Annotated in this window: 24 protein-coding genes; 19 read left to right on the top strand and 5 right to left on the bottom strand. The window is 61.2% G+C overall.

The features are described 5' to 3' along the window. The first annotated feature begins 18 nt into the window (after window positions 1-18). From OJHNALOF_RS10705 to OJHNALOF_RS10665, 9 genes are all read left to right on the top strand, one after another. A complete protein-coding gene (locus tag OJHNALOF_RS10705; RefSeq protein ID WP_165662024.1) occupies window positions 19-1,014 on the top strand; it encodes a TAXI family TRAP transporter solute-binding subunit in 996 nt (331 codons plus the stop codon). A gap of 99 nt (window positions 1,015-1,113) precedes the next feature. Next, window positions 1,114-1,674 (top strand): TetR/AcrR family transcriptional regulator, encoded by a 561-nt coding sequence (locus tag OJHNALOF_RS10700; protein ID WP_165662023.1) that lies wholly within the window; start codon window positions 1,114-1,116, stop codon window positions 1,672-1,674. A gap of 70 nt (window positions 1,675-1,744) precedes the next feature. Continuing rightward, the gene (locus tag OJHNALOF_RS10695; RefSeq protein WP_165662022.1) at window positions 1,745-3,103 is read left to right on the top strand and encodes a hypothetical protein; all 1,359 of its coding nucleotides are present in this window, start codon (window positions 1,745-1,747) and stop codon (window positions 3,101-3,103) included. A 101-nt stretch (window positions 3,104-3,204) separates the two neighbouring features. Continuing rightward, a complete protein-coding gene (locus OJHNALOF_RS10690) occupies window positions 3,205-3,504 on the top strand; it encodes a DUF2282 domain-containing protein (RefSeq protein WP_094201591.1) in 300 nt (99 codons plus the stop codon). A 15-nt stretch (window positions 3,505-3,519) separates the two neighbouring features. Then, a complete protein-coding gene (locus OJHNALOF_RS10685; RefSeq protein WP_165662021.1) occupies window positions 3,520-4,419 on the top strand; it encodes a DUF692 domain-containing protein in 900 nt (299 codons plus the stop codon). Beyond that, the gene (locus tag OJHNALOF_RS10680; protein ID WP_165662020.1) at window positions 4,412-5,173 is read left to right on the top strand and encodes a DNA-binding domain-containing protein; all 762 of its coding nucleotides are present in this window, start codon (window positions 4,412-4,414) and stop codon (window positions 5,171-5,173) included. The genes OJHNALOF_RS10685 and OJHNALOF_RS10680 overlap by 8 nt, the downstream gene beginning before the upstream one ends. Then, window positions 5,170-5,652 carry a DoxX family protein gene (locus OJHNALOF_RS10675; RefSeq protein ID WP_165662019.1) on the top strand — a complete coding sequence of 161 codons (483 nt, stop codon included), beginning with the start codon at window positions 5,170-5,172 and terminating at the stop codon, window positions 5,650-5,652. The genes OJHNALOF_RS10680 and OJHNALOF_RS10675 overlap by 4 nt, the downstream gene beginning before the upstream one ends. 37 nt (window positions 5,653-5,689) lie before the next feature. Then, window positions 5,690-6,277 (top strand): RNA polymerase factor sigma-70, encoded by a 588-nt coding sequence (locus tag OJHNALOF_RS10670; protein WP_094201587.1) that lies wholly within the window; start codon window positions 5,690-5,692, stop codon window positions 6,275-6,277. Beyond that, window positions 6,271-6,453, top strand: a complete 183-nt coding sequence (locus OJHNALOF_RS10665) for a zf-HC2 domain-containing protein (RefSeq protein WP_094201586.1) — start codon at window positions 6,271-6,273, stop codon at window positions 6,451-6,453. The genes OJHNALOF_RS10670 and OJHNALOF_RS10665 overlap by 7 nt, the downstream gene beginning before the upstream one ends. A 32-nt stretch (window positions 6,454-6,485) precedes the next feature. Here OJHNALOF_RS10665 and OJHNALOF_RS10660 read toward each other — a convergent pair whose 3' ends face one another. Then, a complete protein-coding gene (locus tag OJHNALOF_RS10660; RefSeq protein ID WP_094201585.1) occupies window positions 6,486-8,039 on the bottom strand; it encodes a PAS domain-containing methyl-accepting chemotaxis protein in 1,554 nt (517 codons plus the stop codon). 348 nt (window positions 8,040-8,387) lie between these two features. Here OJHNALOF_RS10660 and OJHNALOF_RS10655 point away from each other — a divergent pair, with 348 nt between their 5' ends. The 6 genes from OJHNALOF_RS10655 to OJHNALOF_RS10630 all read left to right on the top strand — a co-directional run bounded on the left by OJHNALOF_RS10655 (window position 8,388) and on the right by OJHNALOF_RS10630 (window position 15,370). Next, window positions 8,388-10,619, top strand: a complete 2,232-nt coding sequence (locus OJHNALOF_RS10655; protein WP_094201584.1) for an NADP-dependent isocitrate dehydrogenase — start codon at window positions 8,388-8,390, stop codon at window positions 10,617-10,619. Window positions 10,620-10,770: 151 nt separating this feature from the next. Next, entirely contained in the window at window positions 10,771-11,526 is a 756-nt protein-coding gene (locus OJHNALOF_RS10650; RefSeq protein ID WP_165662018.1) for a MipA/OmpV family protein, read from the top strand. Between the two features lie 373 nt (window positions 11,527-11,899). Beyond that, a complete protein-coding gene (gene dctP / locus OJHNALOF_RS10645) occupies window positions 11,900-12,928 on the top strand; it encodes a TRAP transporter substrate-binding protein DctP (protein ID WP_094201582.1) in 1,029 nt (342 codons plus the stop codon). 70 nt (window positions 12,929-12,998) lie between these two features. Further along, entirely contained in the window at window positions 12,999-13,595 is a 597-nt protein-coding gene (locus OJHNALOF_RS10640; protein ID WP_165662017.1) for a TRAP transporter small permease, read from the top strand. A 12-nt stretch (window positions 13,596-13,607) separates the two neighbouring features. Further along, on the top strand, window positions 13,608-14,894 hold the full coding sequence (locus OJHNALOF_RS10635) for a TRAP transporter large permease (RefSeq protein WP_094201580.1): 1,287 nt from the start codon (window positions 13,608-13,610) through the stop codon (window positions 14,892-14,894). A 32-nt stretch (window positions 14,895-14,926) separates the two neighbouring features. Continuing rightward, complete coding sequence (locus OJHNALOF_RS10630; RefSeq protein ID WP_094201579.1) at window positions 14,927-15,370, top strand: universal stress protein; 444 nt, start codon at window positions 14,927-14,929, stop codon at window positions 15,368-15,370. Window positions 15,371-15,413: 43 nt separating this feature from the next. Here OJHNALOF_RS10630 and OJHNALOF_RS10625 read toward each other — a convergent pair whose 3' ends face one another. The 4 genes from OJHNALOF_RS10625 to OJHNALOF_RS10610 form a co-directional block, all read right to left on the bottom strand. Then, window positions 15,414-16,268 carry an ABC transporter substrate-binding protein gene (locus OJHNALOF_RS10625; RefSeq protein ID WP_165662016.1) on the bottom strand — a complete coding sequence of 285 codons (855 nt, stop codon included), beginning with the start codon at window positions 16,266-16,268 and terminating at the stop codon, window positions 15,414-15,416. A 190-nt stretch (window positions 16,269-16,458) separates the two neighbouring features. Then, a complete protein-coding gene (gene sstT / locus OJHNALOF_RS10620) occupies window positions 16,459-17,679 on the bottom strand; it encodes a serine/threonine transporter SstT (protein WP_094201577.1) in 1,221 nt (406 codons plus the stop codon). A 232-nt stretch (window positions 17,680-17,911) separates the two neighbouring features. After that, the gene (locus OJHNALOF_RS10615; protein WP_094201576.1) at window positions 17,912-18,496 is read right to left on the bottom strand and encodes an HD domain-containing protein; all 585 of its coding nucleotides are present in this window, start codon (window positions 18,494-18,496) and stop codon (window positions 17,912-17,914) included. Next, on the bottom strand, window positions 18,490-19,590 hold the full coding sequence (locus OJHNALOF_RS10610; RefSeq protein ID WP_094201575.1) for a TauD/TfdA family dioxygenase: 1,101 nt from the start codon (window positions 19,588-19,590) through the stop codon (window positions 18,490-18,492). The genes OJHNALOF_RS10615 and OJHNALOF_RS10610 overlap by 7 nt, the downstream gene beginning before the upstream one ends. A gap of 198 nt (window positions 19,591-19,788) precedes the next feature. On the opposite strand from OJHNALOF_RS10610, the gene OJHNALOF_RS10605 reads away from it, so the two are divergent. The 4 genes from OJHNALOF_RS10605 (at window position 19,789) to OJHNALOF_RS10590 (ending at window position 24,464) form a co-directional block, all read left to right on the top strand. Further along, on the top strand, window positions 19,789-20,700 hold the full coding sequence (locus OJHNALOF_RS10605) for a LysR substrate-binding domain-containing protein (protein ID WP_094201574.1): 912 nt from the start codon (window positions 19,789-19,791) through the stop codon (window positions 20,698-20,700). Window positions 20,701-20,852: 152 nt separating this feature from the next. Then, window positions 20,853-22,331 carry an ABC transporter substrate-binding protein gene (locus tag OJHNALOF_RS10600; protein ID WP_094201573.1) on the top strand — a complete coding sequence of 493 codons (1,479 nt, stop codon included), beginning with the start codon at window positions 20,853-20,855 and terminating at the stop codon, window positions 22,329-22,331. A 56-nt stretch (window positions 22,332-22,387) separates the two neighbouring features. After that, a complete protein-coding gene (locus OJHNALOF_RS10595) occupies window positions 22,388-23,545 on the top strand; it encodes an alkaline phosphatase family protein (protein ID WP_165662014.1) in 1,158 nt (385 codons plus the stop codon). Next, window positions 23,526-24,464 (top strand): ABC transporter permease, encoded by a 939-nt coding sequence (locus OJHNALOF_RS10590; RefSeq protein ID WP_165662013.1) that lies wholly within the window; start codon window positions 23,526-23,528, stop codon window positions 24,462-24,464. Before OJHNALOF_RS10595 ends, OJHNALOF_RS10590 begins: the two co-directional genes overlap by 20 nt. Window positions 24,465-24,466 lie beyond the last annotated feature (2 nt).

Raw genomic sequence — 24,466 nt, 5'->3', positions numbered from 1 at the left:
GACAACGAGGAAACCAACATGGTTAAACATGCAACCAAGACCTTTCGCGTACTGACCACTCTGGCCGTGGCCACCGCCACCACCCTGGGCGCCGGTGCGGCCCAGGCCCAGACCGAACGCCTGGCTTTTTCCGGCGGCCCCGACGGCGGCACCTTTCAGTATTTCTCCAACGGCATTTCCACTCGGCTGTCACGCACCATGGACGGCGTGGATGTGTCCAACATGGCCTCGGCCGGTTCGGTGGAAAACCTGCGTCGGGTCAACTCCCGGGATGCCGACTTCGGCATTGTCTATTCCGGCGACATGTATCTGGGCCTGAGCGGCAAGCTGACCAATGACACGCGCAAATACCGCAACGCCAAGGCAGTGTCCTACCTCTATGGTGCCCCGGCCCACCTGATTGTGCTTGATGGCTCCGGCATTACCGAGGTGTCCCAGCTGGAAGGCAAAAACGTGGCCGTGGGCCCGGCGGGCTCCGGTGCCGCCGCCTCGGCCCAACGCTTCTTTGAAAGCGTGGGGCTGTGGGACAACATCACCCCCCAGTACATCGGCTACAACCAGGGCGCCTCGGCCCTGGGCGACCGCCAGATTGATGCCCTCTGGGTCTTTGCCGGCTTTCCCAACGCCTCGGTGATCCAGGCCGCCTCCAGCAACGACATTCGCCTGCTGCAGGTGCATGAGGCCGCCAGTCAAGGCACCCTGTTCCAGGATCACCCCTACTACGCCGAAGTCACCATTCCCGCCGGCACCTATCCGGGCGTGGACTACGATGTGGTCACGGTGCAGGACTCCGCCCTCTGGGTGGCCGGCCGTCATCTGTCTGCCGACCGGGTGGCCGACAGCCTGAAGCAAATCTATTCCGAGGAAGGCCTGACCTTTATGCGCTCGGTGTCTCAGGCGGCCTCTGCCATGAGTATCGACTCCGGCACCCTGGGCATCGTGACCCCGCTGCACGATGGCGCCAAGGCGTACTGGACCGAGCAGGGCAAAACCCTGACCGACCAGCAGCAGTAACCTGCGGCGCATCGTGATGATAACAACGGGTCCATGAGGGCCCGTTTTGTTTTGCCCCGCCTTCTATACTGAACAACAGCCTTGCAGCCGGAGCTCACCATGACCCACCTCAGCATCGAACGGGATGCCATTCTCGATACCGCCCTGCACCTGGCCCTGCACCGGGGCTGGCACGGTTTCAGCCTGCGCGAGCTGGCCGAGGCCCGGGAGCTGACCCTGGCGGAGCTGAGCCGGCACTTTCGCTCACGGGACTCGCTGGCCGAGGCCCTGTTTGACCGGGCCGACGATGCCCTGCTGAGCCTGCCGATGGACCCGCAAGAGCCCATGCGTGAGCGGCTGCTCACCGGCATCATGGTCTGGCTCGATTACCTGGCTCCCTATCGCCCGCTGGTCAAGGAGATGCTCGGCTACAAGCTGGAGCCCGGCCATGTTCACCTGCAGGCCCACGGCATTACCCGCATCAGCCGCACCGTGCAATGGCTGTTGGAAGCCGCCGACTGGCAGGCCACCGGCCTGCGCCGCAGCGCCGCCGAAGTCACCCTCACCGCCATCTACCTGACCGCGGTGGCCAGCTTTGTGGTGGACGCCGGCGACAACCTCAACACCACTCGCACCCTGGTGCACGGCCTGCTCAGTCGCGCCGGCCGGCTGCTGCAATAAACTTTTGAGCCCGCCGCCGCGGCCGTTGCATAATCACAACATCCTGTTTTAACTGGTAAAGCGATATTACGTGATCACCGCTGAACGCAAGGACGGCCATTCACTCAAGCTGTCGCGCATTTTGCGCGAGGCCACCGAGCACCGACTCGATCTCTACCTGTTCGTGCCCGGCGAGCTGGGCCTCAACAGCCAGGTGCTGCCGGAAGACGGCTTCTATCACAACGCCATACACAGCACCCGCACCTACTTCAGCGATCGCCCCCACCTGCCCCTGGTGCACAGCCGGCTGGCGGAACGGGGCAAGCTCACCCCCGAACAATACCGGGTCAGCCTCAGCCTGTACGGCTACCAGTATGTGGTGGGGCTGGAACAGTCCTGCCACGATCTGCGCAACCGCATGGAAGCCGTGTCCCAGGAAGAGGTGGAAGCCGTGGTGTCCCTGGCCCAGGACATTCTGCGGCGGCTGCGCCGCCGTGTACCGAACGACGACACCCTGCGCAAGTACTACACCAATATCGACAACTATGTGTCCTGGTTTACCGAGCAGCGGTTGTTGTCGCTGGTGGCCCACCTGCCCCGCAACGGTGACTACAAGACCGTCAAGTCGCTGCTGCTGGAGGTCTGCGCCATTGAGCGCCAGCATCGCATCGACAATAAGTACAATACCGCCCACGCCAGCGATTCGCTGTCACGCATCTCCAACAAGATGCGGCTGCTGCGCCGGTTGATCGAATATCCGGTCACCCTCAAGGAGCGCACGCGGGAGCTGGGGGGTGGCGAACAGAAACTGCTCAAGGCGGTGGTCACCGCCGTGGTGATGACCACGGTGTCGCTGGCCGCCTACGAGGTGCGCGAAACCCTGGGCGGCCTGTCCATGATGGTGATCCTCGCCCTGGCGGTGCTCTACGCCCTGCGCGAGCTGTTCAAGGATGACCTGCGCAATACCCTGTGGCGCTGGCTGCGCCGGGGCCGTCCCAAATGGCGGCGACAATACTTTGATGTGCACAGCACCCAGCTGGTGGGGCGCCAGCTGGAATGGTTCGACTATCAGCGCCCGTCCCGCGTGCCCGCCGAGGTGCGCGCCGCTCGTCGGGCCAACGTCAGCCAGCGGGAAGAAGTGGTGTTGCACTACGGCAGTCACTCGCGCATGTTACCCACCCGCTTCCTGACCGGCTATGAGCAGACCCGGGAAAGCCTGCAGCTGGATCTGACCATGCTGGCCCGGCTGATGGAAAAAGGCTCCCATCATGTTTACCAGCTGAAGGAAAATCAGGTGTCACGCCAGCCGGTGGAACGGCGCTACCTGTTCAACCTGATCACCCGCGAGGTGCAGGGCCAGAAGCCGCCGGTGCTGCAACGCTGGAAGGTGGTGGTGAGTCGCTCCAAAATCGTGGAGGTGGAAGAAATCCCCCAGAAGAAAAAAGCATAAAAAAGTTGTAATAACGCCTTCGATGAACCAGACCAAGATAGTGAAAGACGGCAAATGCCGGGCTTTCCTTAACAAATGGACTTAACAGAAGGATATTCATCATGACCAAAGCCAACACTGCCACCGCCCTTGCCTTTGCCCTGGGTACCGCCCTGGCCGCTTCCGCCCCCGCCATGGCAGACAACCATTCCGGCGACATGGAAAAATGCTACGGCGTTGCCCTCGCCGGCCAGAATGACTGCGCCGCCGGCCCGGGTACCTCCTGCGCCGGTACTTCAAAAACCGACCATCAGGGCAATGCCTGGAAACTGGTTCCCGCCGGCACCTGCCTGGAAACCGATTCCCCCACCTCGCCCACCGGCAAGGGTCAGCTGGAAGCGTTTGAAGAAGTCGGCGCCTGATCCCGAGGAGGCACCATGGACCATCACCCTTATCGTGCCGGCACTGGTGCCTCCCGCTTGCCAGCCACGGCGGGACTGGGGCTTAAGCTGCAGCACGCCGAAGAGATACTGACCACACGCCCTTCTCTGGGCTTTGTGGAAATTCACGCAGAAAATTTTATGGTGGATGGCGGCCCTCGCCATCATTACCTGAGCCGCATTCGTGAACACTATGCGCTGTCGGTGCATGGTGTGGGGCTGTCGCTGGGGGGCATGGACCCGCTCGACGAAGATCACCTGGCCCGGCTGGCCCGGCTGGTGCAGCGCTACCAACCCGAGGCGGTGTCGGAGCACCTGGCCTGGGCCGGGCACGGCGGCCGTTTTCTCAACGATCTGCTGCCTCTGCCCTACACTCCCGCCAGCCTGCAGCGGCTGTGCGATCACATCGACCGGGTGCAGCAGGTGCTGGGCCGCCCCATTATGCTGGAAAATCCCGCCACCTATGTGCGCTTTTCCAAATCCAGCCTCATGGAGGCCGACTTTATTCGCGAGGCCGTACGCCGCAGCGGCTGCGGCCTGCTGCTGGATGTAAACAACGTTTATGTCACGGCAGTTAACCACCGGCTTGATGCACAAGACTATATCGCTGCCCTGCCCCTGGACCAGGTGGGTGAGGTGCACCTGGCCGGTTTTGACGAGCAGGCCGATGACAGCGGCGCCGCCCTGTTAATCGACCATCATGGCAGCCCGGTGGCCGAGCCGGTATGGGCACTGTATCAAGGGTTGCTGGAACGAACCGGCCCCCTGCCCACCCTGCTGGAACGGGACAACAATGTGCCCGCCCTGAACGAGTTGCTGGCGGAAACCGGCCATATTCACCGACTGCTGCACGAGGCCGACCACCACGCCAGCAACAAGGAGCACCGCCATGCATGATGACTTTGCCAGCGCCCTGCTCAATGCGGATCTACCGGTGCCCGCCAGCCTGACCGAGCACCCCGGTGGCCGGTCCCGCTTCAATGTCTACCGCAACAATGTCAGAGTGTCGCTCACCGAGGCACTGGCGGCCCAGTTTCCGGTGTGCCGGCAACTGGTGGGCGACGACTTCTTCAACGCCATGGCCGGTATTTATATCGAACAGTCACCGCCATCATCACCGCTGCTGACCGACTATGGCGTCACCCTGCCCGACTTTATTGACGGCTTTGCCCCGGCCGCCAGTGTGCCTTGCCTGGCCGACATGGCTCGACTGGAGCTGCTGGTGCAGCGGGTGCAGCATGCCGCCGACGCCGAGCCGGTAGCCGCCGACCGGTTGCAGGCGTTGCTGGCCGATCCGGAACGTCTGGCCCGCCAGGCGTTGCAACTGACACCCGCCTGCGCCCTGTTGCGCTCGGCCTTTGCGGTGGCTTCAATCTGGCTGGCCCACCATGGCGAAGGCCGCCTGCAGGACATTCGCACCGCCACGCCGGAAAACGTACTGGTGCTGCGTATTGGCCTGTCGGTGAGGCTGCTGCGCCTCACTGGCGCCGATGCCACCTTTATTGAATGCCTGCGGGCGGGCGCACCACTGGGAACCGCCCTGGAGCACAGCCTGCAACAGCAGGAAGACTTCAACCCCGCGACCATGCTGCAGAGCCTGCTGGAATGGCGGGCCGTGACCGGATTTATTACGCAAGGAGATGCCTTATGAGCCTGACCCAACAGTGCTGCCGGCTGCGCGGCTTGCTCAACCGCCTGCCCCACACCCTGATCGCCCTGCTGGGACGGTTTTCCATCGCCGCCGTGTTCTGGCGCTCGGGCCAGACCAAGGTGAACAACTTCAGCCTCGATATCGTCAGCGGCGAGTTCAGCCTGGGATGGCCAAGCCTGAATCCGTCGGCAGTGTTTCTGTTTCGGGAAGAATACCGCTTGCCGCTGATCTCCCCCGAGCTGGGCGCCCTGCTGGCGGCCACCGCCGAACACCTGTTTCCGCTGCTGCTGTTGCTGGGACTGGCCACTCGGTTTTCGGCGCTGGCACTGCTGGGCATGACCCTGGTGATTCAGGTGCTGGTCTACCCCGGCGCCTGGCCGCTGCACGGCATCTGGGCCACGGTGCTGCTGCTGCTGATCGCCCGCGGCCCCGGCGTGGTGTCGCTGGATCATTGGCTAACGAGGAAGCATTGTGATTAACTTGCAGGTAAACCATAAGACCCTGAAAAGGACGGTCATGGCTGCACCCTCGGAGTTTGCCCCTGAACTGAACGAACAACTGCGGCTGCAAATGCTGAAATTCGCCACCCTGCAGCTGCAAGATTCCCATCTGGCGGAGGACGCAGTGCAGGAAGCCATGCTCGGTGCCTTTCGTTATGCCGACTCCTTTAACGGTCGCTCCGCCTACAAAACCTGGGTGTTTGCCATTCTCAAGCACAAGATTGCCGATCAGATCCGCAAACGTCAGCGCCTGACCACCGTCAGCGAACTGAACAACGAAGCCGATCAGCAATTTGAAGAAACCCTGTTCAACCAGAGGGGCCACTGGAACAAACAGGAGCGGCCGGTGCGCTGGAGTTCTCCCGACGACAGCCTGGAAGACGAGCGTTTCTGGCACATTTTCGAGGCCTGCCTCGACGGCCTGCCGGCCCGCCAGGGCCGGGCATTCATGATGCGGGAATTCGTGGGGCTGGAAAGCCCGGAGATCTGCGCCGAGCTGACGCTCACCGTCAGCAATCTCAATGTACTGCTTTACCGGGCACGATTGCGGCTGCGTGAGTGCCTGGAGAACCGCTGGCAACGGCAAGGAGACTGCACATGCTGAAATGCCGCCAAGCCACCCGGCTGATGTCCGAAAGCCAGGAACGGCCGCTCACTTCTCAGGAAAAACTGTCGCTACGGCTGCACACCCTGATGTGCAGCGCCTGCAACAACTTTCAACGGCAACTTCCGGTGTTACGCCGGCTCTGTCGCGCCTATACCGAGCGCGAAGATAAATAAATGCGAGTGGGCGAAAGGAGTTCCGCCCAGCCTCAGCGCTTCAACCGCACCACCAGATCATGCAGCTCGGTGGCCACCGACTGCAGCCCTTCCATGCTGCCGGCGGCAGAATCCGCCTGAGACAGGCCCGCGTCCGACAGGCTGGCCATGTTCACCGCCTGCTGATTGATGTCTTCCGCCACCCGCGCCTGCTGCTCTACCGCCGTGGCCATCTGCATCGACATGTCGGCGATGCGGGACACCGCCGAGGCGATGCCACTCAGGGTGTTTTCGGTTTCCACTACCCGCGCCAGTCCCGACTCGGCACTGATCTTGCCCTGCTCGGCCACGTCCACCGACGAGCTCGCCCTGTCGGTCAGGTCCGCTACGATGCGCTGAATCTCCCCGGTGGATTCCCGCGTGCGTCCCGCCAGCTGGCGTACCTCATCGGCCACCACCGCAAAGCCCCGGCCCTGCTCGCCGGCACGGGCGGCCTCGATGGCGGCATTAAGCGCCAGCAGGTTGGTCTGCTCCGAGATCACCTCGATCATATTGGCCACCTGGGCAATGCCGGCGGTCTTCTCCGCCAGCCGCTGCACCTCACCACTGATGTCGTCGACGGTGTTCTTCAGCTCGGCAATGGCTTCCCGGGTCACCCCGGCCACTTCCAGGCCTTCACGGGCCATGCGGCTGGCGTTGTCGGCCTGGCTGGCGGTTTCCTGCACATGGGCGGTCACGTCATTGATGGTGGCGCTCATCTCATTCATGGCGGTGGCCACCTGTTCGGTTTCCTGACGCAGGCTGGCCATGCCCTCCCGTGCCTGGCGGGACTGCACATGGCCGTTGTCGGAACGGCTACTGACCCTGGCGGCGGCGTCTTCAATACGGGTGATAATGGCCATCAACCGCGCCTTTTCACTGCGAATACCCACCTTGAGCCGACCCAGCATGCCCAGATCCCGGCTGTGGGTATGCATGGCCAATTCATGGCGAAAGGCGCCCCCCAGCAGCACATCGAGGCGCTTCAGGGCCTGGCCGTGCAGGTAACTCACCCAGCCGCCAAAGGCGGCCAGCGATAACAGCTCCAGGGCAATGCCCTCATTGCGGTAACCGCCCAGCAACAGGCCCGCCACCAGCACCTGCGCCGCCACCAGCCAGGGCCAGGGCCGGCTCAACAGACCCTTTCCGGGCAAGGCCTTGCCCGCCCGCAAACGGGCATACAGCCGTTCGGCCCGGGCCACGTCTTCCCGGTCGGGACAGGAGCGCACCGACTCAAAGCCAACCACGTTGCCATCCTTGGTGATGGGCGAGACATAGGCATCAACCCAGTAATAGTCGCCGTTCTTGCAACGGTTTTTCACCAGTCCCATCCAGGGCTGTCCTGTCTTGAGGTGCTCCCACATGATTTTGAACGCCAGGGGAGGCATGTCCGGGTGACGCACCAGATTGTGGGGCTGACCAATCAGTTCCTCGCGGGTATAACCGCTGACGCTCACAAAGGCATCGTTGCAGTGAAGGATGGTGCCATGCACATCCGTGGTGGATATCAACCGCTCGGCGGCATCAAAGGTACGTTCGTTGCTGGTGACGGGAAGATTTTTTCTCATGCCAAATCCTTGCCTGATGCTGATACCACAAACCGAAACAGGGTGAGCCCGCGTGAATTGTAAGGCATAACGACATCAATCCCTTCCGACTTGACCGCAAATTACCGGGCCTCTGACCTAACCCCGCCGAAAGGAAGCAACCGATTTAGTATGGTTCCAAACAGACCATTGTGCCGACTATTTCTTTCTTATTTGAAGTTGAACACTTAAGTCCCGGCGCCCAAGTGTCATACAATGAGCGCCTGAAGTTCCGCGCGGCGGATTCAAGTCCAGCGCCAGTACCGGTTATCCTTCGGTGCCAGGTGCAACCGCTGCTCCCCCAACATCAACCTGGGAAATAGGGAAATAATGACCACCAAACAATCGACCATCGTCTACACCCTCACCGACGAAGCCCCCGCTCTGGCCACCTACTCTCTGCTGCCCATTATTCGCACCTTTACCGACGCCGCCGGCATTGATGTCACCCTGAGCGACATCTCCCTGGCCGGCCGTGTACTGGCTGCCTTTCCCGAGCGTCTGACCGACGAGCAGCGCGTGGCCGACGGCCTGGCCGAGCTGGGTGAGCTGACCCAGGATCCGCACGCCAACATCATCAAGCTGCCCAACATCAGTGCCTCCGTGCCCCAGCTGCGTGCCTGTATCAAGGAGCTGCAGTCCCAGGGTTATGACGTGCCCGATTTTCCGGAAAATCCCAAGACCGATGAAGACAAGGCCATTCGCGAAGCCTACACCAAGGTGTTGGGCAGCGCCGTGAACCCGGTGCTGCGTCAGGGTAACTCCGACCGTCGCGCTCCGGCCGCGGTCAAGGCCTTTGCCCGCAAATACCCCCACTCCATGGGTGCCTGGAACAAGGCGTCCCGCTCCCACGCCGACTACATGAACGGCGGTGACTTCTTCTCCAGCGAGCAGTCCGTCACCATGGACAAGGCCCAGACCGTGCGCATCGAGTTTATCGGTCAGGACGGCAAGCCCCAGCTGAAAAAAGAGCTGGCGCTGCAGCAAGGTGAAGTGCTCGACAGCATGTTCATGAGCGCCAAGGCGCTGGAAAGCTTCTTTGAGCAGACCCTGCAGGAATGCAAGGAAGCCGGCGTGATGTGGTCCCTGCACGTCAAGGCCACCATGATGAAGGTGTCTCACCCCATCGTGTTCGGTCATGCGGTCAAGGTGTTCTACAAGGAAGTGTTCGACAAGTACGGCAAGCTGTTTGACGAGCTGGGGGTCAACCCCAACAACGGCATGAGCAGCGTGTACGACAAGATCAAGAGCCTGCCCCAGTCCACCCAGGAAGAAATCGAAGAAGCCATTCACGACTGCTACGAGCACCGGCCGGAGCTGGCCATGGTGGACTCCGTAAAAGGCATCACCAACCTGCACGTACCGAGCGACGTGATCGTGGATGCCTCCATGCCCGCCATGATCCGCAACTCCGGTCAAATGTGGGGGCGCGACGGCAAGCTGAAGGACACCAAGGCAGTAATGCCCGAGTCCACCTATGCCCGCATCTATCAGGAAGTGATCAACTTCTGCAAGACCAATGGCGCCTTTGATCCGCGCACCATGGGCTCGGTATCCAACGTGGGCCTGATGGCGATGAAGGCCGAAGAATACGGCTCTCACGACAAGACCTTTGAGCTGACCGAAAACGGCACCATGCGCGTGCTGAACGAGGCCGGCGAGGTGCTGATGCAGCACGACGTGGAAAAGGGCGACATCTGGCGTGCCTGCCAGACCAAAGACGCGGCCATTCGCGACTGGGTCAAGCTGGCAGTGAACCGCGCCCGCAACTCCGACACCCCGGCGGTATTCTGGCTGGACGACGAGCGCGCCCACGACAACGAGCTGCGCAAGAAGGTGGAGCACTACCTGCAGGAGCACGATCTGAACGGCCTGTCCATTCACCTCATGTCCTACAACGAGGCCATCCGCTTCTCCATGGAGCGCATGAAGCGCGGCAAGGACACCATCTCCGTGACCGGCAACGTGCTGCGTGACTACCTCACCGATCTGTTCCCCATCATGGAACTGGGCACCTCCGCCAAGATGCTGTCCATCGTGCCCATGCTGGCCGGCGGCGGCATGTACGAAACCGGTGCCGGCGGCTCCGCGCCCAAGCATGTGCAGCAGCTGATGGAAGAAAACCACCTGCGCTGGGACTCCCTCGGTGAATTCCTGGCCCTGGCGGTGTCGCTGGAAGAGCTGGGCATCAAGGAAGGCAACGACCGCGCCAAGGTGCTGGCTGCCTGCCTGGACAAGGCCACCGAGCAGTTGCTGGACAACGGCAAGTCGCCTTCTCGCCGTGCCGGTGAGCTCGACAACCGGGGCAGCCACTTCTATCTGGCCATGTACTGGGCCCAGGAACTGGCCGCCCAGGGCGACGACGCCGAGCTGGCCGCCCACTTCGCGCCCCTGGCCAAGTCCCTGGCCGATAACGAAGACAAGATCGTGAGCGAGCTGAACGCGGTGCAGGGCAACTCTGCCGGCGTACAGGGCTACTATCACGCCGATCCGGCGGCGCTGGAAAAGGTAATGCGCCCCAGCGCCACCCTGAACCAGACCCTGGCCCAGCTGAACGGCTAATCCGCTCTGCAATGCCTTCATGCAAACCCGGCTTCGGCCGGGTTTTTTTATTGCCATTCTCGGCCCGCCCAATCTGGACGCTCACCCTGACGACAATGGAGAACGGCATGCTAGACTCATACCGGCCTTAATCTCAGAAGGTTAGCCCTTAATGTGCAGATCCCTTGTGTATTGTTCTCTCGCCGCCCCGTTCCTGCTGGCCACTTCGGCCATGGCTCAAACCCTGAACGGCAGCATAGGCGCTTCCGTTATTCAGGCTCCCGACTATCTTGGCAGTGACGATGACGAGGCCAGGGTGCTGCCGGATCTCAACCTGCGCTATGGCGATCAGCTTTACCTCAACCTAAGAGACGGCCTGGGCTGGAATCTTTACCGGCAGCGGAACTGGACCCTGTCTCCCTTTCTGGGGTACCAGCCCGGCCGCGACAACACCGGTGATCTGAGCCGTTTTGACGAGGTGGACGACAGCCTCACCGGCGGCCTGCGACTGAGCTACCAGCCCGCCCCCTGGAACCTGAGCCTGCAGGCGGAAACCCCGCTCAGCGGTGATGTGGACGGCTACAAGCTTACCCTGCGGGCAGGCTGGCGTGGCCAGCCTGCCCCGAACTGGTCTGCCGGCATAGGCCCCAGCCTGGTATACAGCAGCAAGGCGTGGACTCAAAGCCTGTTTCGAGTGTCGGACCGCGACGCCGCCCGCAGCGGCTTCAGCCGCTATGAACCCACCGACGGTTACTGGCGCCTGGGACTGAGCGGCAACCTCAATTACCGCTTTGCCGCACGATGGTCGGTGACCGGCCTGGCCGGCATCACGCAACTGACCGGCGATGCCAAAGACAGCCCCATAGTGAAGAATGCCGGCGACGCCACTCAGGGCCTGGCCGGCATGGTGCTGAGCTACCATTTTTGATCTTTTGGCTGACAGACCGCTAGGTATGTCGGCCTGATTACGTCATGCGAAGCAACAGCAGGGTTGCCTGTTTGGCTTGATGACGACTAGTCTGCTGTTGGGGCCAGGGCGAACGCTTTAGTTACCACTGTAATATTTAGCCCCCAACCCTTTAGCAGTGCTCGCCCAACTTAGCCCACCGCCATCAAAAACCACACAAAAGTCACAAAAACACCAAAATTCACACAACAAATGCCGGAATATGGCGTCATTCCTTTCTCGATGCATCATCAAAACAGATATAAACGAGCCCATCTTCTTGCGTCTTTTTTCTTATTTTGCCAGTCTATAAGCGGATTTAAAGTTAGAACACGAAACCATAATGGAGCACCAAATGGATATGCAAAAGGGATTCAAGTTCAGGCTCAAGCAACTGGCCGGCGTCTCCGCCCTGGCCCTGTTCACCTGCGGCGCCGTCCAGGCCGACACCTGGCGCTATGCCCACGAGGAGTACGAAGGGGATGTGCAGGATGTGTTCGCCCACAAATTCAAGGAATACATCGAAGACAACTCGAATCACCAGCTGCAAATCTACCGCTTTGGCGAGCTGGGCGAGTCCGATGACATCATGGAGCAGACTCAGGCAGGCATTCTGAATTTCGTGAATCAGTCCCCCGGCTTTACCGGTGCCCTGATCCCCGAAGCGCAGATCTTTTTTATTCCCTACCTGATGCCCACCGACATGAAGGACGTGGTGAGCTTCTTTCGGGAAAGTGAGGCCATCAACGAGAAGTTCCCGGCACTGTACGCGGAAAAGGGACTGGAACTGCTGCAAATGTACCCGGAAGGCGAGTTTGTGGTCACCCTGGACGAGCCCATCACCACTCCCGAAGAGCTCAAGAACAAGAAGGTACGGGTGATGACCAACCCGCTGCTATCGGAAACCTACTCCGCCTTTGGCGCCACCCCTACCCCCCTGCCCTGGGGCGAAGTCTATGGCGCACTGCAGACCAACATGATTCAGGGCCAGGAAAACCCCATCTTCTGGATCGAATCCGGTGGCCTGTACGAGGTGTCGCCCAATCTGATCTTTACCGGTCACGGCTGGTTTACCACCGCCATGATGGCCAACCAGGACTTCTACAACGGCCTGTCTGACGAAGACAAGCAGCTGGTGCAAAAGGCATCCGATTACGCCTTTGAAGAGATCCTCACCCACATCGACGGCCTGGCCGAACGCTCCCTGGAGAAGATCACCAGCAGCAGCGACGAGGTGACTGTCACCCGCCTGAACGAAGAGCAGATTGCCGCCTTTCGCGAGCGCGCCCCCCAGGTGGAAGCCAAATTCATCGAGATGACCGGTGAGCGTGGCCAGGATCTGCTCAACACCTTCAAGCAAGACCTCGACGCCATTACCAACTAACCACACGGGGCGCTCACCGCCCCTTTCTTCTTACCCTGGCCGGCGATCCATGCCGGCCAAGGAGCACAGAATGTCTGATAAACCCAAGGAAACCGTCGAAGACGACACCGCCAGTTACCACTCCGGCCTGCCCGGCGTACTGGGCTGGGTCGACGAAGGAATAGCCCGCCTTGAGGCGGTGCTGCTGGCCGCCGGCGTGCTGCTGATGGCGGTCAATACCTGCGCCAATGTTATTGCCCGCTTTGTGTTTGGAGAGGGATTTTTCTTCTCCGGCGAAATCAACCGTATCCTGATTATCCTCATCACCTTTGCCGGCCTGGGCTACGCCGCCCGCCACGGTCGTCACATTCGCATGTCGGCGCTATACGACTCATTTTCGGTCGGGCCACGCAAGGTGCTGATGGTGCTGATCGCACTGTTCACCTCGATAGTGATGTTTTTCCTCTGTTACCACGCCTACGGCTACATTGAAACCCTGTACAGCCGCGGCCGCATTCTGCCGGCGCTGGGGTTCGAGATCTGGTGGATTTACCTGTGGGCGCCGGTGGGCTTTGCCATTACCGGTATTCAGTATTTTCTGACCGCCGTCAAAAACATCACCAGTCGCGGCGTGTATCTCTCAACCGGTGTGCCGGACGGCTACGACGACACCGAAACCGAAGTGTAAAGGGCTGATTCCATGGCAACACTGTTAATGTCGATCATGATTGGCCTGCTGCTGCTGGGCTTTCCCATGATGATTCCGCTGATCACCGCCGCCGTGGTTGGCTTTGTAATGATGTTCGACGGCTTTGGCCAGATGGGCACCTTTATTCAGCAGATGATGGGCGGCATTCGCCCGGCCTCGCTGATTGCCGTGCCCATGTTTATTCTCGCCGCCGACATCATGACCCGGGGCCACTCCGCCGACCGGCTGATCAACATGGTGATGGCCTTTATCGGCCACATCAAGGGCGGACTGGCCATCAGCACCGCTACCTCCTGCACCCTGTTTGGCGCCGTGTCCGGCTCCACCCAGGCCACCGTGGTGGCGGTGGGTTCGCCACTGCGGCCCAAGATGCTCAGGGCCGGTTATTCCGATCCCTTTACCCTGGCGCTGATCATCAACGCCAGTGACATCGCCTTTTTAATCCCCCCCAGCATCGGCATGATTATCTACGGGGTGATCTCGGAAACCTCCATCGCCGAGCTGTTTATTGCTGGCATCGGCCCGGGACTGCTGATCCTGTTTATGTTCTCGCTCTACTGCCTGTATTACGCCCACAAGAACGAGGTGCCTACCGAGCCCAGGGCCAGCTGGCGTGAACGCGGCCGGGCGGTGCGCATGGCGCTGTGGCCGCTGTTCTTTCCGGTGATCATCGTCGGCGGCATTTACGGCGGCATTTTCAGCCCTACCGAGGCCGCCGCGGTGTGTGTGCTCTACGCCTTTTTGCTGGAGTTCGTGGTGTTCCGCTCGCTGAAACTGCCCGACATCTACCGCATCGCCAAGTCCACGGGTCTGATCACCGCCGTGGTGTTTATTCTGGTGGCGGTGGGCAACGGCTTTTCCTGGATACTGTCGTTTGCCCAGGTGCCCCAGACCATTCTGGAATCGGTGGGCGTGAACGAAGCCGGCCCGGTGGGCGTGCTGATCGCCATTTGCGTGGCCTTCTTTATCGCCTGCATGTTTGTGGATCCCATCGTGGTGATCCTGGTGCTCACCCCCATTTTTGCCCCGGCCATTCAGTCCACCGGGCTGGATCCGGTACTGGTGGGGGTGCTGATTACCCTGCAGGTGGCCATTGGCTCGGCCACGCCCCCCTTTGGCTGTGACATTTTCACCGCCATCGCCATTTTCAAGCGGCCCTATATGGAAGTGATCCGCGGCACGCCCCCCTTTATCTTTATGCTGGTGGTAGCCGCCGGGCTGATTATCGCCTTTCCCGACATCGCGCTGTATTTTCGGGATCTGGCCTTTGCGGACTGACTCCCGTTTGCCGCACACAGAAAGGAGGCTATGTGTTTCAACGAATCGTGGTGGCCGTGGACGGCTCCGACACCGCGCTCAGGGCGGTAGACAAGGCGGTGCAGCTGCAACGGCTGCTGCCCGAGGCCGAGATATTGCTGATTTGCGTGTACAAGCATCACAGCCTGTTTGAGGCCAGCCTGTCCATCGGTCGTCCGGTGGAGATGGACATTCCCGACAAGGTGCTGTCGGAGTACGCCCGTGAAGTGGTCAACTTCGCCAAGACTCACGCCCGGGAACGGGGTGCCACTCATCTGCGTGGTTTTGTGCGCGGCGGCCGCCCTTCAAAAATCATCGTGAAGTTTGCTCGGGAAAAGGAGGCGGACCTGATTGTGGTGGGCACCCGCGGCACCCATAGCGACAAAGAAGGCATGCTGCTTGGCAGCGTCTCTCACCGGGTCACCAGCGCCGCCAAATGCCCAGTACTGGTTGTGTAACCGGACAGCTATGCTCCGGCGGCCAAGCCGCCGGAGCATGGACTCAGAGAACCGCCGCCACTTCTTCCGCCTGCAGGCGCACGCTTTGCAGGCCACCGCCGGAAAGGTACCAGAGGGCGGGGCTCAGGTAGCCCAGGCGAATGTCCTGACCACCGGCCGCGTCCAGGGCCTGACGCAGGCTGGCCTGCTCCAGCGGCTCACCGCCAATGGCGGCGCTGCGATCCACCACCAGCACGGCGGCGGGTTGCATTTGGGCCATCAGGGCCGGCGTGAGCGGAGTAAAGCTGCGGGCACCATGAGTGACACTGTCCACGCCGTCCGGCAGTTCGGGTGCCTTCAGCTTCAGCAACTGCTCGACCACGGCCTCATGGCGCAGGGAAAACTTGCCCTCGTTATGGGTCACCACCAGTACTTCAGGGTCGCCGTTAATGCCGGCCCTGAGTTCGGCCAGCCGCCTCTCCAGCTGGCCCAGGGCCCGTTCGCCCCCGTCGGCGGCACCCAGCTCGCCGGCCAGGCTACGCACCCTGGCGCTGAAGGCTGACCAGTAGTCGTCTCCCTGCAGGGTCACATCGCGCACCGGAGCCACCGTTTCCAGCTGTTCTCTACTGCCACCCTGCCGGCCGGTGATCAGGATCAGGGACGGTTCGGCCGCTTTGAGGGCATCAATATCAGGCTCTTTCAGACTACCCGCATCGTTGAAGGCGGCACCGGTGTAGGCCGACAGGTAGGCGGGCATGGCCTGTTTGGGCACGGCCACCACCTGCTTGCCAAGGCCGAGGGCGTCGAGCGTATCCAGGCTGCCGTGGTCAAAGCTAACGATACGGGCCGGTGCGGCGGCCATGGCCAGCTGGCTGGCCAGCACCAGGCCGGCGGCCGACAAGACGGTTGCCAATTTCATCAGAATCTCCTTTGCGCGCTGTTTGTTATCAATAATAATTCTCATTATTGCATGATTAACAGGCTCCGTTTGCGCCTGAATGTGGCACTGTTCGTTGCAAAAACAGCAACGGCGAAACCGAGTACCCATACGGGCAATAAAAAAGGCCGGTGAGTTTGCACTCACCGGCCTTTTCCGTTCAGGAGGTTATTTAGCCTCGTTGCTCGTCGGCAATGCAGGCCGCGGCGGTAAACAGCACGTCGGTGGAGCTGTTCAGGCCGGTTTCGGCAGAGTCCTGCAGCACGCCAATAATAAAGCCCACGGCCACTACCTGCATGGCCACCTCATTGGGAATGCCAAACAGGCTGCAGGCCAGGGGGATCAGCAGCAGCGAGCCACCGGCCACGCCCGAGGCGCCACAGGCCGACACCGCCGCCACCACGCTCAGCAACAGGGCGGTCATGATGTCCACCTCAATGCCCAGGGTATTGACCGCCGCCAGGGTCAGCACGGTAATGGTGATGGCGGCCCCACCCATGTTGATGGTGGCGCCCAGGGGAATGGACACCGAGTAGGTGTCTTCGTGCAGCTTGAGCTTCTTGCACAGTTCCATGTTTACCGGAATGTTGGCGGCGGAGCTGCGGGTGAAGAAGGCGGTCACGCCACTTTCACGCAGGCACTGCAGCACCAGCGGATAGGGGTTACGGCCAATCTTCAGGTACACCAGCAGCGGGTTCACCACCAAGGCAATGATCATCATGGCGCCAAGCAGCACCGCGAGCAGCTGGGCATAACCCCAGAGCGCGTCAAAACCGGTGCTGGCGATGGTATTGGCCACCAGGCCAAAAATGCCCACCGGTGCCAGGCGAATAACAAACTTGACGATGGCCGACACGCCCATCGACAGGTCGCCCAGCAGGGTCTTGGTGCTGTCGCCGGCATGGTGAAATGCCAGTCCCAGGCCCACGGCCCAGGCCAGCACGCCGATAAAGTTGCCGGTCAGCAGAGCATTTACCGGATTGTCGACAATGTTGAACACCAGGGTCTGCAGCACTTCGCCAATGCCTTCGGGGGGCGACGCTTCGCCGCCATGGCTCACCAGCACCAGCTCGGTGGGAAAGGCAAAGCTCAGCAGCACGGCAGTGAGTGCGGCGGCAAAGGTGCCCAGCAGGTAGAGATAGAGAATGGGCCGAATGCTGGTCTGCTCGCCTTTCTTGTGATTGGCGATGGAGGACATCACCAGCACGAACACCAGCACCGGGGCCACGGCCTTGAGCGCGCCCACAAACAGGCTGCCCAACAGGCCGGCCGACTCGGCCGCAGAGGGAGCCAGCACCGCCAGCAGGGCACCGGCCACAATACCGATCAAAATTCGAGTTACCAGGCTGCCGCCATAGACCATGCGCAGCATCAGAGGTTGGGTTTGGTTCATAGTCATCCTTTGTGGCCTGAGAGCCATCTTATATCCTAAAAACCACGCAACTCTATAGCATGACCGCTCACAAACAAACCAAAAATGCAATATTTTGCAATACATGACACAGTTGTAGCGCCTGCTGCCCGGCTTTATCAACACCCCCATCGAATCGATTTTCTTCGCTTGAATCCCTCATGCCCCATAGGCGACCCCTTGGGACCGCGCGGCACAAATAAGTGCCAGACAATTATCGCTCGGGGTCACCGGGCAGCAGCCAGCGGGCCAGCCTGGGTTTGAAATGGCCGAAGTCCGGCGTGGTTAACTCCGGATCCTTGCCCTGATCATCCAGCCGGCGCACGCGAATGGCCATGTCCAGGTAAGGACTGGCTTCCATTTGCTCCACCTCTGCCGCCGACATGTTGCCGCCCTGCAGGATCAACGAGTCCAGGGATGCCTGTGACAACTGTGCTCGATAGTCCGGGTCCACCGTGACCAAATATCGCTTGGCAGCCACATGCAGGCGAATGGGCTCGATGATCTCGGCGGGAAAAAACGGGGCCAGCCAGGCCGAGGCCGACTCCTGATGACGATTGTCCGTTCCCGACATCAGCACTTCCGGCGGCAGCTTGTTGGCATAGTGGCCCACATCATGGAGCAGGGCCGCCAGCACCACGGCCTCACTCTCTCCCTGCCGCTCGCCCAGCCAGGCCGCCTGCAACATATGCTGGGCCATGGTCACTTCTTCGCCCAGGTAGGAGTCGGCGCCATGGAGCGTGAAGATAGCTTCGATCATGTCGAGAATATTCTCCCGGGTCGGGGCCTGGTTCAGCATGATTGGGCTCCTGACTGATACAGGGAGGAGTAGAGCCCGTCCAGATCGCTGTAGGCGCCCTGCAGATGACGGCGACCGCCATCGGTAAAGGCGGTGCGGGCATGCATCACTCGCGTGTTGTCAAACACCAGGCAGTCGCCGGGCTCCAGGCGAAAGGTGAGCGCCAGCTCCGGGTCAGACAGGACTTCCGCCCAGAGCCGATAGGCCTGGTAGAAGGCCCGCTGCTCATCAAACGGCAACATAAAGGGAGCAATGGAGCGGTTGTTGTAACGCACCTTGAGCACATTGCCGGCCTGGTCGGTTTCGATAAAAGGCACTCGGCTGCGCAGATCGGCCTGGCCATCGCTGAACCGATAGGGCAGTCGAACCTGAGTCAGCAACTCAAATGCCTCGGGGTACTCTTGCCGCAACATGGCAGCCGCCTGAAAGCCGTCGACCAGCAGATTCTCGCCGCCGTCCACCTCATTGGCCAGGCAATGCAGCAGCTGTATGCCGGGCACCGGATCCCGGTAGGGGTTGTCGGTATGCGGGCCCAGTCCCAGGTTGCTGAATGCCAGGTTGCTGGGTGAGACCACGGTCTGCACGTCAAACAGGCGGCCATAATTGGTTTCCCGCACAAAGCCAAAGGTCTCGATGACCTTTAATACCTGTCCCGGCTCACAGGGCACGCCCCGCAGCAGCACCAGTCCGCTGTCGGCCACGGCGGCCAGCGCCCTTCGGCGCGCGTCATCCTGACTCTGATAGGCCTGCCAGTCGACGGTGGGCACTTGAAAGTCCTCCCCTCGCCACAGGGTTTTTCCAGACCAGCCTCTGTCGTCCTGCTGGCTCACCAGGCCGTCCTGGTGCAGTCGTGCCAGCGAATAATGCAGCCGGCGGTCATTGCTCAGCCGAATCACCAGTTCGTCGTCCTGCCGCTCCACCGACTGGATGGTGGCCTGCCAGTCCAGATCCAGCACCGAGATCAGCCGCTGGCCATTGGCATGCCGTCCGGCAGGATCATGATCCTGCAGCCACAAAACATCGAGCCGGGTCACCCGGCCGTCATGCCAGTTCAGGGTCAGGCTGTTCTGCTCAAATTCGAAGTCGTTCAACATATGGTCGCTCCCTTTGGTTTGTCGCTACTCTAGCGACGCGGCAGCGTCGGCAACATCGATCATTTCTGTGGCTTGGCCTTAGAAATGCTGAAGCCCATGTCATCAAAACGTCACTCATTCCGGGTACTAGGGAGTAACCCCGAGCACGCCCATTTGGCCGTGCCTTGTCCGTAACAACTGATTCAGGTCTGAAAGGTGATGCAATACAAAACCAACCGTTTACCTCCCCTCAATGCCCTGCTGGCCTTTGAGACTGCCGCCCGCTATCAAAGCCTGACCCGGGCCGCCGAAGAACTGTGCGTAACCCAGGGCGCCATCAGCCAGCGGGTAAAACAGCTTGAAGACTTTCTGAATGTCAGGCTGTTCATTCGCAAGGGCAGCCGCATCGAACTCACCGACGAGGCCCGGTCCTATCTGCCGCTGTTAAGCTGGCTGTTTGAATCCCTGAAGAAGGGCACGGACGATCTGTTTCACGGCGAGCAACAAACCCAGCTGACCTTGCGGGTGGCCCACAGCTTTGCCGAGCACTGGCTGATCCCTCGGCTGGCCCGTTTTCGCGAGGCTTACCCGGGCATACTGCTGAGGCTGCTGGCCACCAACCATGCCATACCGGACGAACCGGGCGAGGTGGATGCGGAAATCATCAATGGTTACGGCAACTGGCCGGATCGGGACGCCGAGCAACTGACCAACGACGACTGGGTAGTAGTGGCCAGTCCGTCACTGCTGGTGCACTACCCCGCCGATGCCCCGCTGCATTTGTTGTCTTCCTACCCCAAGCTGGGATGCTACGGCTACCGTGAAGGGTGGCGGGACTGGTTTCGGCAGCAGGATCCTCAGCAGGGCTATACCATGCCGCCGATGGAATTTAGCACCTCCAGCCTGGCCATTGCCGCCGCCCTTCAGGGGCTGGGCCTGCTGCTGGTGCGCTACCCACTGGTCAGGCAGTTGCTGGCCCGCCGCGAACTGATCCAGGCCCATGCCTACCGCATGCCGAGCCAGAGCAACCACTTTCTGCTGATTCCGCCCCACAAGCGGGAGCTGGAAAAAATTCGAGTGTTCAGACACTGGCTGCTGCAGGAGCTGGAGCAGGAAAATGCCGCCAGGTAGGAAATCGTTCGAGTCTTGCCCCGGTTTTGCTAAGGCTCTCCCTTAGCAACCCTGCCTGCAAACTCGAAAAAAGGGCGTACCTGCATCAAAAAACCGTCACGGCCCCCGGTTAATCTCACTGGCAATCCCCATACCGTTAGTGAGACGTCGATATGAACTGGAAGCACAGCCTGGCCGGATTACTCCTTATCTCCGGCACCACCCTGGCTCAGGCCGAAACCCTGAAGACCCCCTACTGGCTGGAATATAACGGCAAGGAATCCCTCGACCCCATCTCTACCACCCGCTATTACGATGCCGTGCAGGTGCTGTACAACCGGCTGGTGCGCCAGGGCGAACAGGGCGAGCCGGTCGCCTCCCTGGCCAGCGGCTGGAGTGCCAATGACAGCGCCGACCAGTGGACCTTTACCCTGCGCCCAAATGTCAAATTCCACAATGGCAACATCATGACCGCGGAAGACGTGGTCTACAGCTTCAACCGCATTCTGGATCCCCAGCGTGACGCACCGGCCCGCGCGGCCCTGTCGATCATCAAGCAGGTCACCGGCACCGAAGACGGCAAGGTGATTTTTACCCTGAACCAGGCCCATGCCGACCTGCCCATCCTGCTGATGGATTACCGCGCCAAGATAGTGCCGGTAGGCTTTGATGAGGATCCGGCCCTGATGGGCGTGGGTACCGGTCCTTTCAAGCTGACCAAATTCCAGCCCAAAGGCACCACCTCCTTTGATGCCTTTGCCGACTACTGGGAAGGCAAACCCAGGCTGGATGGCATGGAGCTTATCGCCATTGCGGATGAAAACGCCCGTACTCAGGCGTTGCTGGCGGGCCAGGTCGACTGGGCCGGCTGGAACGGCGTTAACGGCCAGCAGCTGCGCATGTTTGAGGGCAACAAGCACTTTCATTACGACGCCATTCCCACCGGTGACTGGCGCGGCATTGTATTTCGCAACGACGACCCGGCCCTGCAGGATCCCAGGGTCAGAAAGGCACTGCGCCTGGTGGTAGATCGCCAGGAAATGATTCAGCTGCTGTTTGGCAAGGGGGGCGCCACCGTGGCCTGCGACAACCCGGTATGGGCCGGAGATCAGTACCGACTGGAACAAACCTGTGAGCAGGACATCGACGGAGCCAGGGCACTGCTGAACGAAGCCGGCTACCCAAATGGCCTGACCCTGGATCTCTATACCAGCACCGTTGACGGTTACTTTCGACCGATGTCGGAAATTTATCAGCGTCAGGCAGCCCAGGCCGGCATCACCATCAATATTCACACCGTGCCCGCCTCCGATTACTGGAACACCATCTGGATGAAAAAGCCCGCGTTCAATACCGCCTGGGGCCAGCGTCCTGCCGATCAGGTGCTGAGTGAAATTTTTGGCAGTACGGCCCCATGGAATGAATCCGGCTTTAACAATCCGGCCTTCGATCAACTGCTGACTCAGGCCCGGCAGGAGCTGGACAAGGACAAGCGCGCCCGCCTCTATCAGGAGGCCCAGACCATGCTGACCGAGCAAAGCGGAACCCTGATCCCCTTCCACCTGAACAACAACCGGGTGATGCGGGCCAATGTATCAATTCCCGCCGTTGAGCACTTCGCCATTCGCTGGCACCTGGTGGACAAGTCCTGAGCCCTGCGCTTTCCCCCATGCGCCCGAGTGGGCGCATGGCCATTTCGGAGATAACCATGTCCGGTAAATTGATTGTTGTTCTGCTGGATGGTGTCGGTGCCAGCCTGTTCGCCCACTATCGCCATCGCCTGCCCCACCTGCATCACCTGGCCCAGGAGGGCTGCCTGGTGCAACGGCTGGGGGCCGATGCCAACGCCAACTCCATGCCCGCCCGGGCCGGCATGCTGACCGGGGTGAACGCCTCCCGGCATGGCATTTACGCCAACAACCTGTGGAATGGCCAGCACTTTCCACCGGCCTGCGCCGAAGATCTGTGTGCACCCACCCTGGCCGAACTGGCCCGGCGGCAGGGTAAAACCGTCGCCTCCGTCGGCTTTGGCATGGTCGGTGCCGATGATTGCGACTGGTATCTGTCTCCCTGGTGGGAGGATGGCTGCCGGCGGGCCAAGGCGCTGGAGCGGCCCGACATGCATGCTCTGAGCGGTGCTGCGGAATCCCTGACCCGGGTTGCCGCCAATGATCACCGGCTGCTGCAGCAGGCCTGGCAACTGCTTGAACGGCACCAGCCCGACCTGCTGTTACTGGAACTGAACAGCCCGGACTACTGCCAGCACATTTTGGGTGACGACCGGGAGCTGGTGGCCTGGTCGCTGGAGCTGGTCGATGCCCAGCTTGGCAGCCTGCTGACCCGGTTGCGTGAAAGCGGACTGGCCGACCAGTACCGCCTGGCCATCGTCAGTGACCACGGCCATGCCCCGGTGCAAACGGCGCTGGTGATAGAGCACATTATTCCGGGCGCCAATGCCCACTGTGACGGGGGCCTGCTGTTTGTCGCCTACCGCAGTGCCGCCGAGCTGGATGACATCGGCAGCAAACTGCTCGCCCATGGCGTGACGCGGCTGGATGGCTCGCAATACCTGCCGGCAGCCCACACCGGCCAGCTGGCCGTATTTGTTGCCCCGTCCCACACCAGTTTTGAGCCCGCCGCCAAACACACGGGGAATGCCGCCGTGGCCAGGCCGAAATACGTGTCCACGCACGGCATGGGCCCGAACCATGCCGAAGACGAGCGCATCGCTATCTTTGCCGGGCCCGGAGTACCGGCCCGGCACATTCCCTGGGCGGACTCGCTGAGCGTGACGCCGACCCTGGCCCGGCTGCTGGGCATCACTTATCAATTCGCAGAGAACACCCATGTTGATGCTGTGCTTTAAACGGCTGCTTTACGCCGTGTTCACCCTGGCATTTGTCGCCGGCCTGGTTTTTACGGTCACCGAGGCACTGCCGGGGGATTTCTGCACCGGCTACCTCGGTCGCAGCGCCACCGACAACAACCTGGCCCTGTGCCGGGACAATTTCGGCCTGAGCCAGCCGATGCAGGAGCGCTTCCTGTCCTGGAGCAGCCACCTGGCCGAGGGCAACTTCGGGCTTTCCCTCTCCAGTGGCCGGCCGGTCAACGATGAACTGCTGCCCCGCCTCGCCAACACCGCCCTGCTGGGCGGACTGGCGGCCGTGCTGGCGATTCCGCTGGCCCTGCTGCTGGGCATGGTCACCGCCATCTACCGGGACTCCTGGCTGGATAACCTGGTGTCCGGCACCACCCTGATGGCCATGACCATTCCCGAATTTATCACCGCCACCCTGCTGACCCTGGTATTTGCCATCTGGCTGCCCTGGTTTCCGGCCATCACCCTGGCGGATGCCCATGCCGGGCTGGATGTACTTCTGCCCAATGCCTGGCTGCCGGCCCTGACCCTGGTGCTGATCAGCACCGCGCACATGATGCGCATGATGCGCAGCAGCACCATAGACGTGCTGTCGGCAGGCTTTGTCAGGATGGCCCGCATTCGGCGCATCCCCACCGCCAGCCTGCTGCTGCGCCATGTGCTGCCGGCCGCCGTATTGCCGACCATCACCCTGTCGGCCATGACGGTCGCCTGGCTGCTGGGCGGAGTGGTGATCATCGAGCAGGTCTTCAACTACCCGGGCATTGGCACCCTGATGATCTCCGCCGTTTACGACCGGGATATTCCCGTGGTGCAGGCCTGTGCCCTGACCCTTTCGGCCATTTATATCGCCTGTAACCTGCTCGCCGATCTCGGTGTTGCGCTGCTCAATCCAAAGCTGAGATAACC

This window comes from Oceanimonas sp. MB9 (genome assembly GCF_011319775.1).
GTDB classification, from domain to species: Bacteria; Pseudomonadota; Gammaproteobacteria; order Enterobacterales; family Aeromonadaceae; genus Oceanimonas; species Oceanimonas doudoroffii.
The sequence above is the reverse complement of the archived record's forward strand: the minus strand, read 5'-3'. Positions and strand labels throughout refer to the sequence as shown.

Coding starts and splice junctions, on each gene's coding strand:
- OJHNALOF_RS10605 (WP_094201574.1), top strand. CDS start 19,789: ATGCAATACAAAACCAACCGTTTACCTCCCCTCAATGCCCTGCTGGCC.
- OJHNALOF_RS10655 (WP_094201584.1), top strand. CDS start 8,388: ATGACCACCAAACAATCGACCATCGTCTACACCCTCACCGACGAAGCC.
- OJHNALOF_RS10705 (WP_165662024.1), top strand. CDS start 19: ATGGTTAAACATGCAACCAAGACCTTTCGCGTACTGACCACTCTGGCC.
- sstT (WP_094201577.1), bottom strand. CDS start 17,679: ATGAACCAAACCCAACCTCTGATGCTGCGCATGGTCTATGGCGGCAGC.
- OJHNALOF_RS10670 (WP_094201587.1), top strand. CDS start 5,690: ATGGCTGCACCCTCGGAGTTTGCCCCTGAACTGAACGAACAACTGCGG.
- OJHNALOF_RS10640 (WP_165662017.1), top strand. CDS start 12,999: ATGTCTGATAAACCCAAGGAAACCGTCGAAGACGACACCGCCAGTTAC.
- OJHNALOF_RS10690 (WP_094201591.1), top strand. CDS start 3,205: ATGACCAAAGCCAACACTGCCACCGCCCTTGCCTTTGCCCTGGGTACC.
- OJHNALOF_RS10675 (WP_165662019.1), top strand. CDS start 5,170: ATGAGCCTGACCCAACAGTGCTGCCGGCTGCGCGGCTTGCTCAACCGC.
- OJHNALOF_RS10600 (WP_094201573.1), top strand. CDS start 20,853: ATGAACTGGAAGCACAGCCTGGCCGGATTACTCCTTATCTCCGGCACC.
- OJHNALOF_RS10625 (WP_165662016.1), bottom strand. CDS start 16,268: ATGAAATTGGCAACCGTCTTGTCGGCCGCCGGCCTGGTGCTGGCCAGC.
- OJHNALOF_RS10665 (WP_094201586.1), top strand. CDS start 6,271: ATGCTGAAATGCCGCCAAGCCACCCGGCTGATGTCCGAAAGCCAGGAA.
- OJHNALOF_RS10590 (WP_165662013.1), top strand. CDS start 23,526: ATGTTGATGCTGTGCTTTAAACGGCTGCTTTACGCCGTGTTCACCCTG.
- dctP (WP_094201582.1), top strand. CDS start 11,900: ATGGATATGCAAAAGGGATTCAAGTTCAGGCTCAAGCAACTGGCCGGC.
- OJHNALOF_RS10660 (WP_094201585.1), bottom strand. CDS start 8,039: ATGAGAAAAAATCTTCCCGTCACCAGCAACGAACGTACCTTTGATGCC.
- OJHNALOF_RS10610 (WP_094201575.1), bottom strand. CDS start 19,590: ATGTTGAACGACTTCGAATTTGAGCAGAACAGCCTGACCCTGAACTGG.
- OJHNALOF_RS10650 (WP_165662018.1), top strand. CDS start 10,771: ATGTGCAGATCCCTTGTGTATTGTTCTCTCGCCGCCCCGTTCCTGCTG.
- OJHNALOF_RS10680 (WP_165662020.1), top strand. CDS start 4,412: ATGCATGATGACTTTGCCAGCGCCCTGCTCAATGCGGATCTACCGGTG.
- OJHNALOF_RS10615 (WP_094201576.1), bottom strand. CDS start 18,496: ATGCTGAACCAGGCCCCGACCCGGGAGAATATTCTCGACATGATCGAA.
- OJHNALOF_RS10595 (WP_165662014.1), top strand. CDS start 22,388: ATGTCCGGTAAATTGATTGTTGTTCTGCTGGATGGTGTCGGTGCCAGC.
- OJHNALOF_RS10635 (WP_094201580.1), top strand. CDS start 13,608: ATGGCAACACTGTTAATGTCGATCATGATTGGCCTGCTGCTGCTGGGC.
- OJHNALOF_RS10700 (WP_165662023.1), top strand. CDS start 1,114: ATGACCCACCTCAGCATCGAACGGGATGCCATTCTCGATACCGCCCTG.
- OJHNALOF_RS10685 (WP_165662021.1), top strand. CDS start 3,520: ATGGACCATCACCCTTATCGTGCCGGCACTGGTGCCTCCCGCTTGCCA.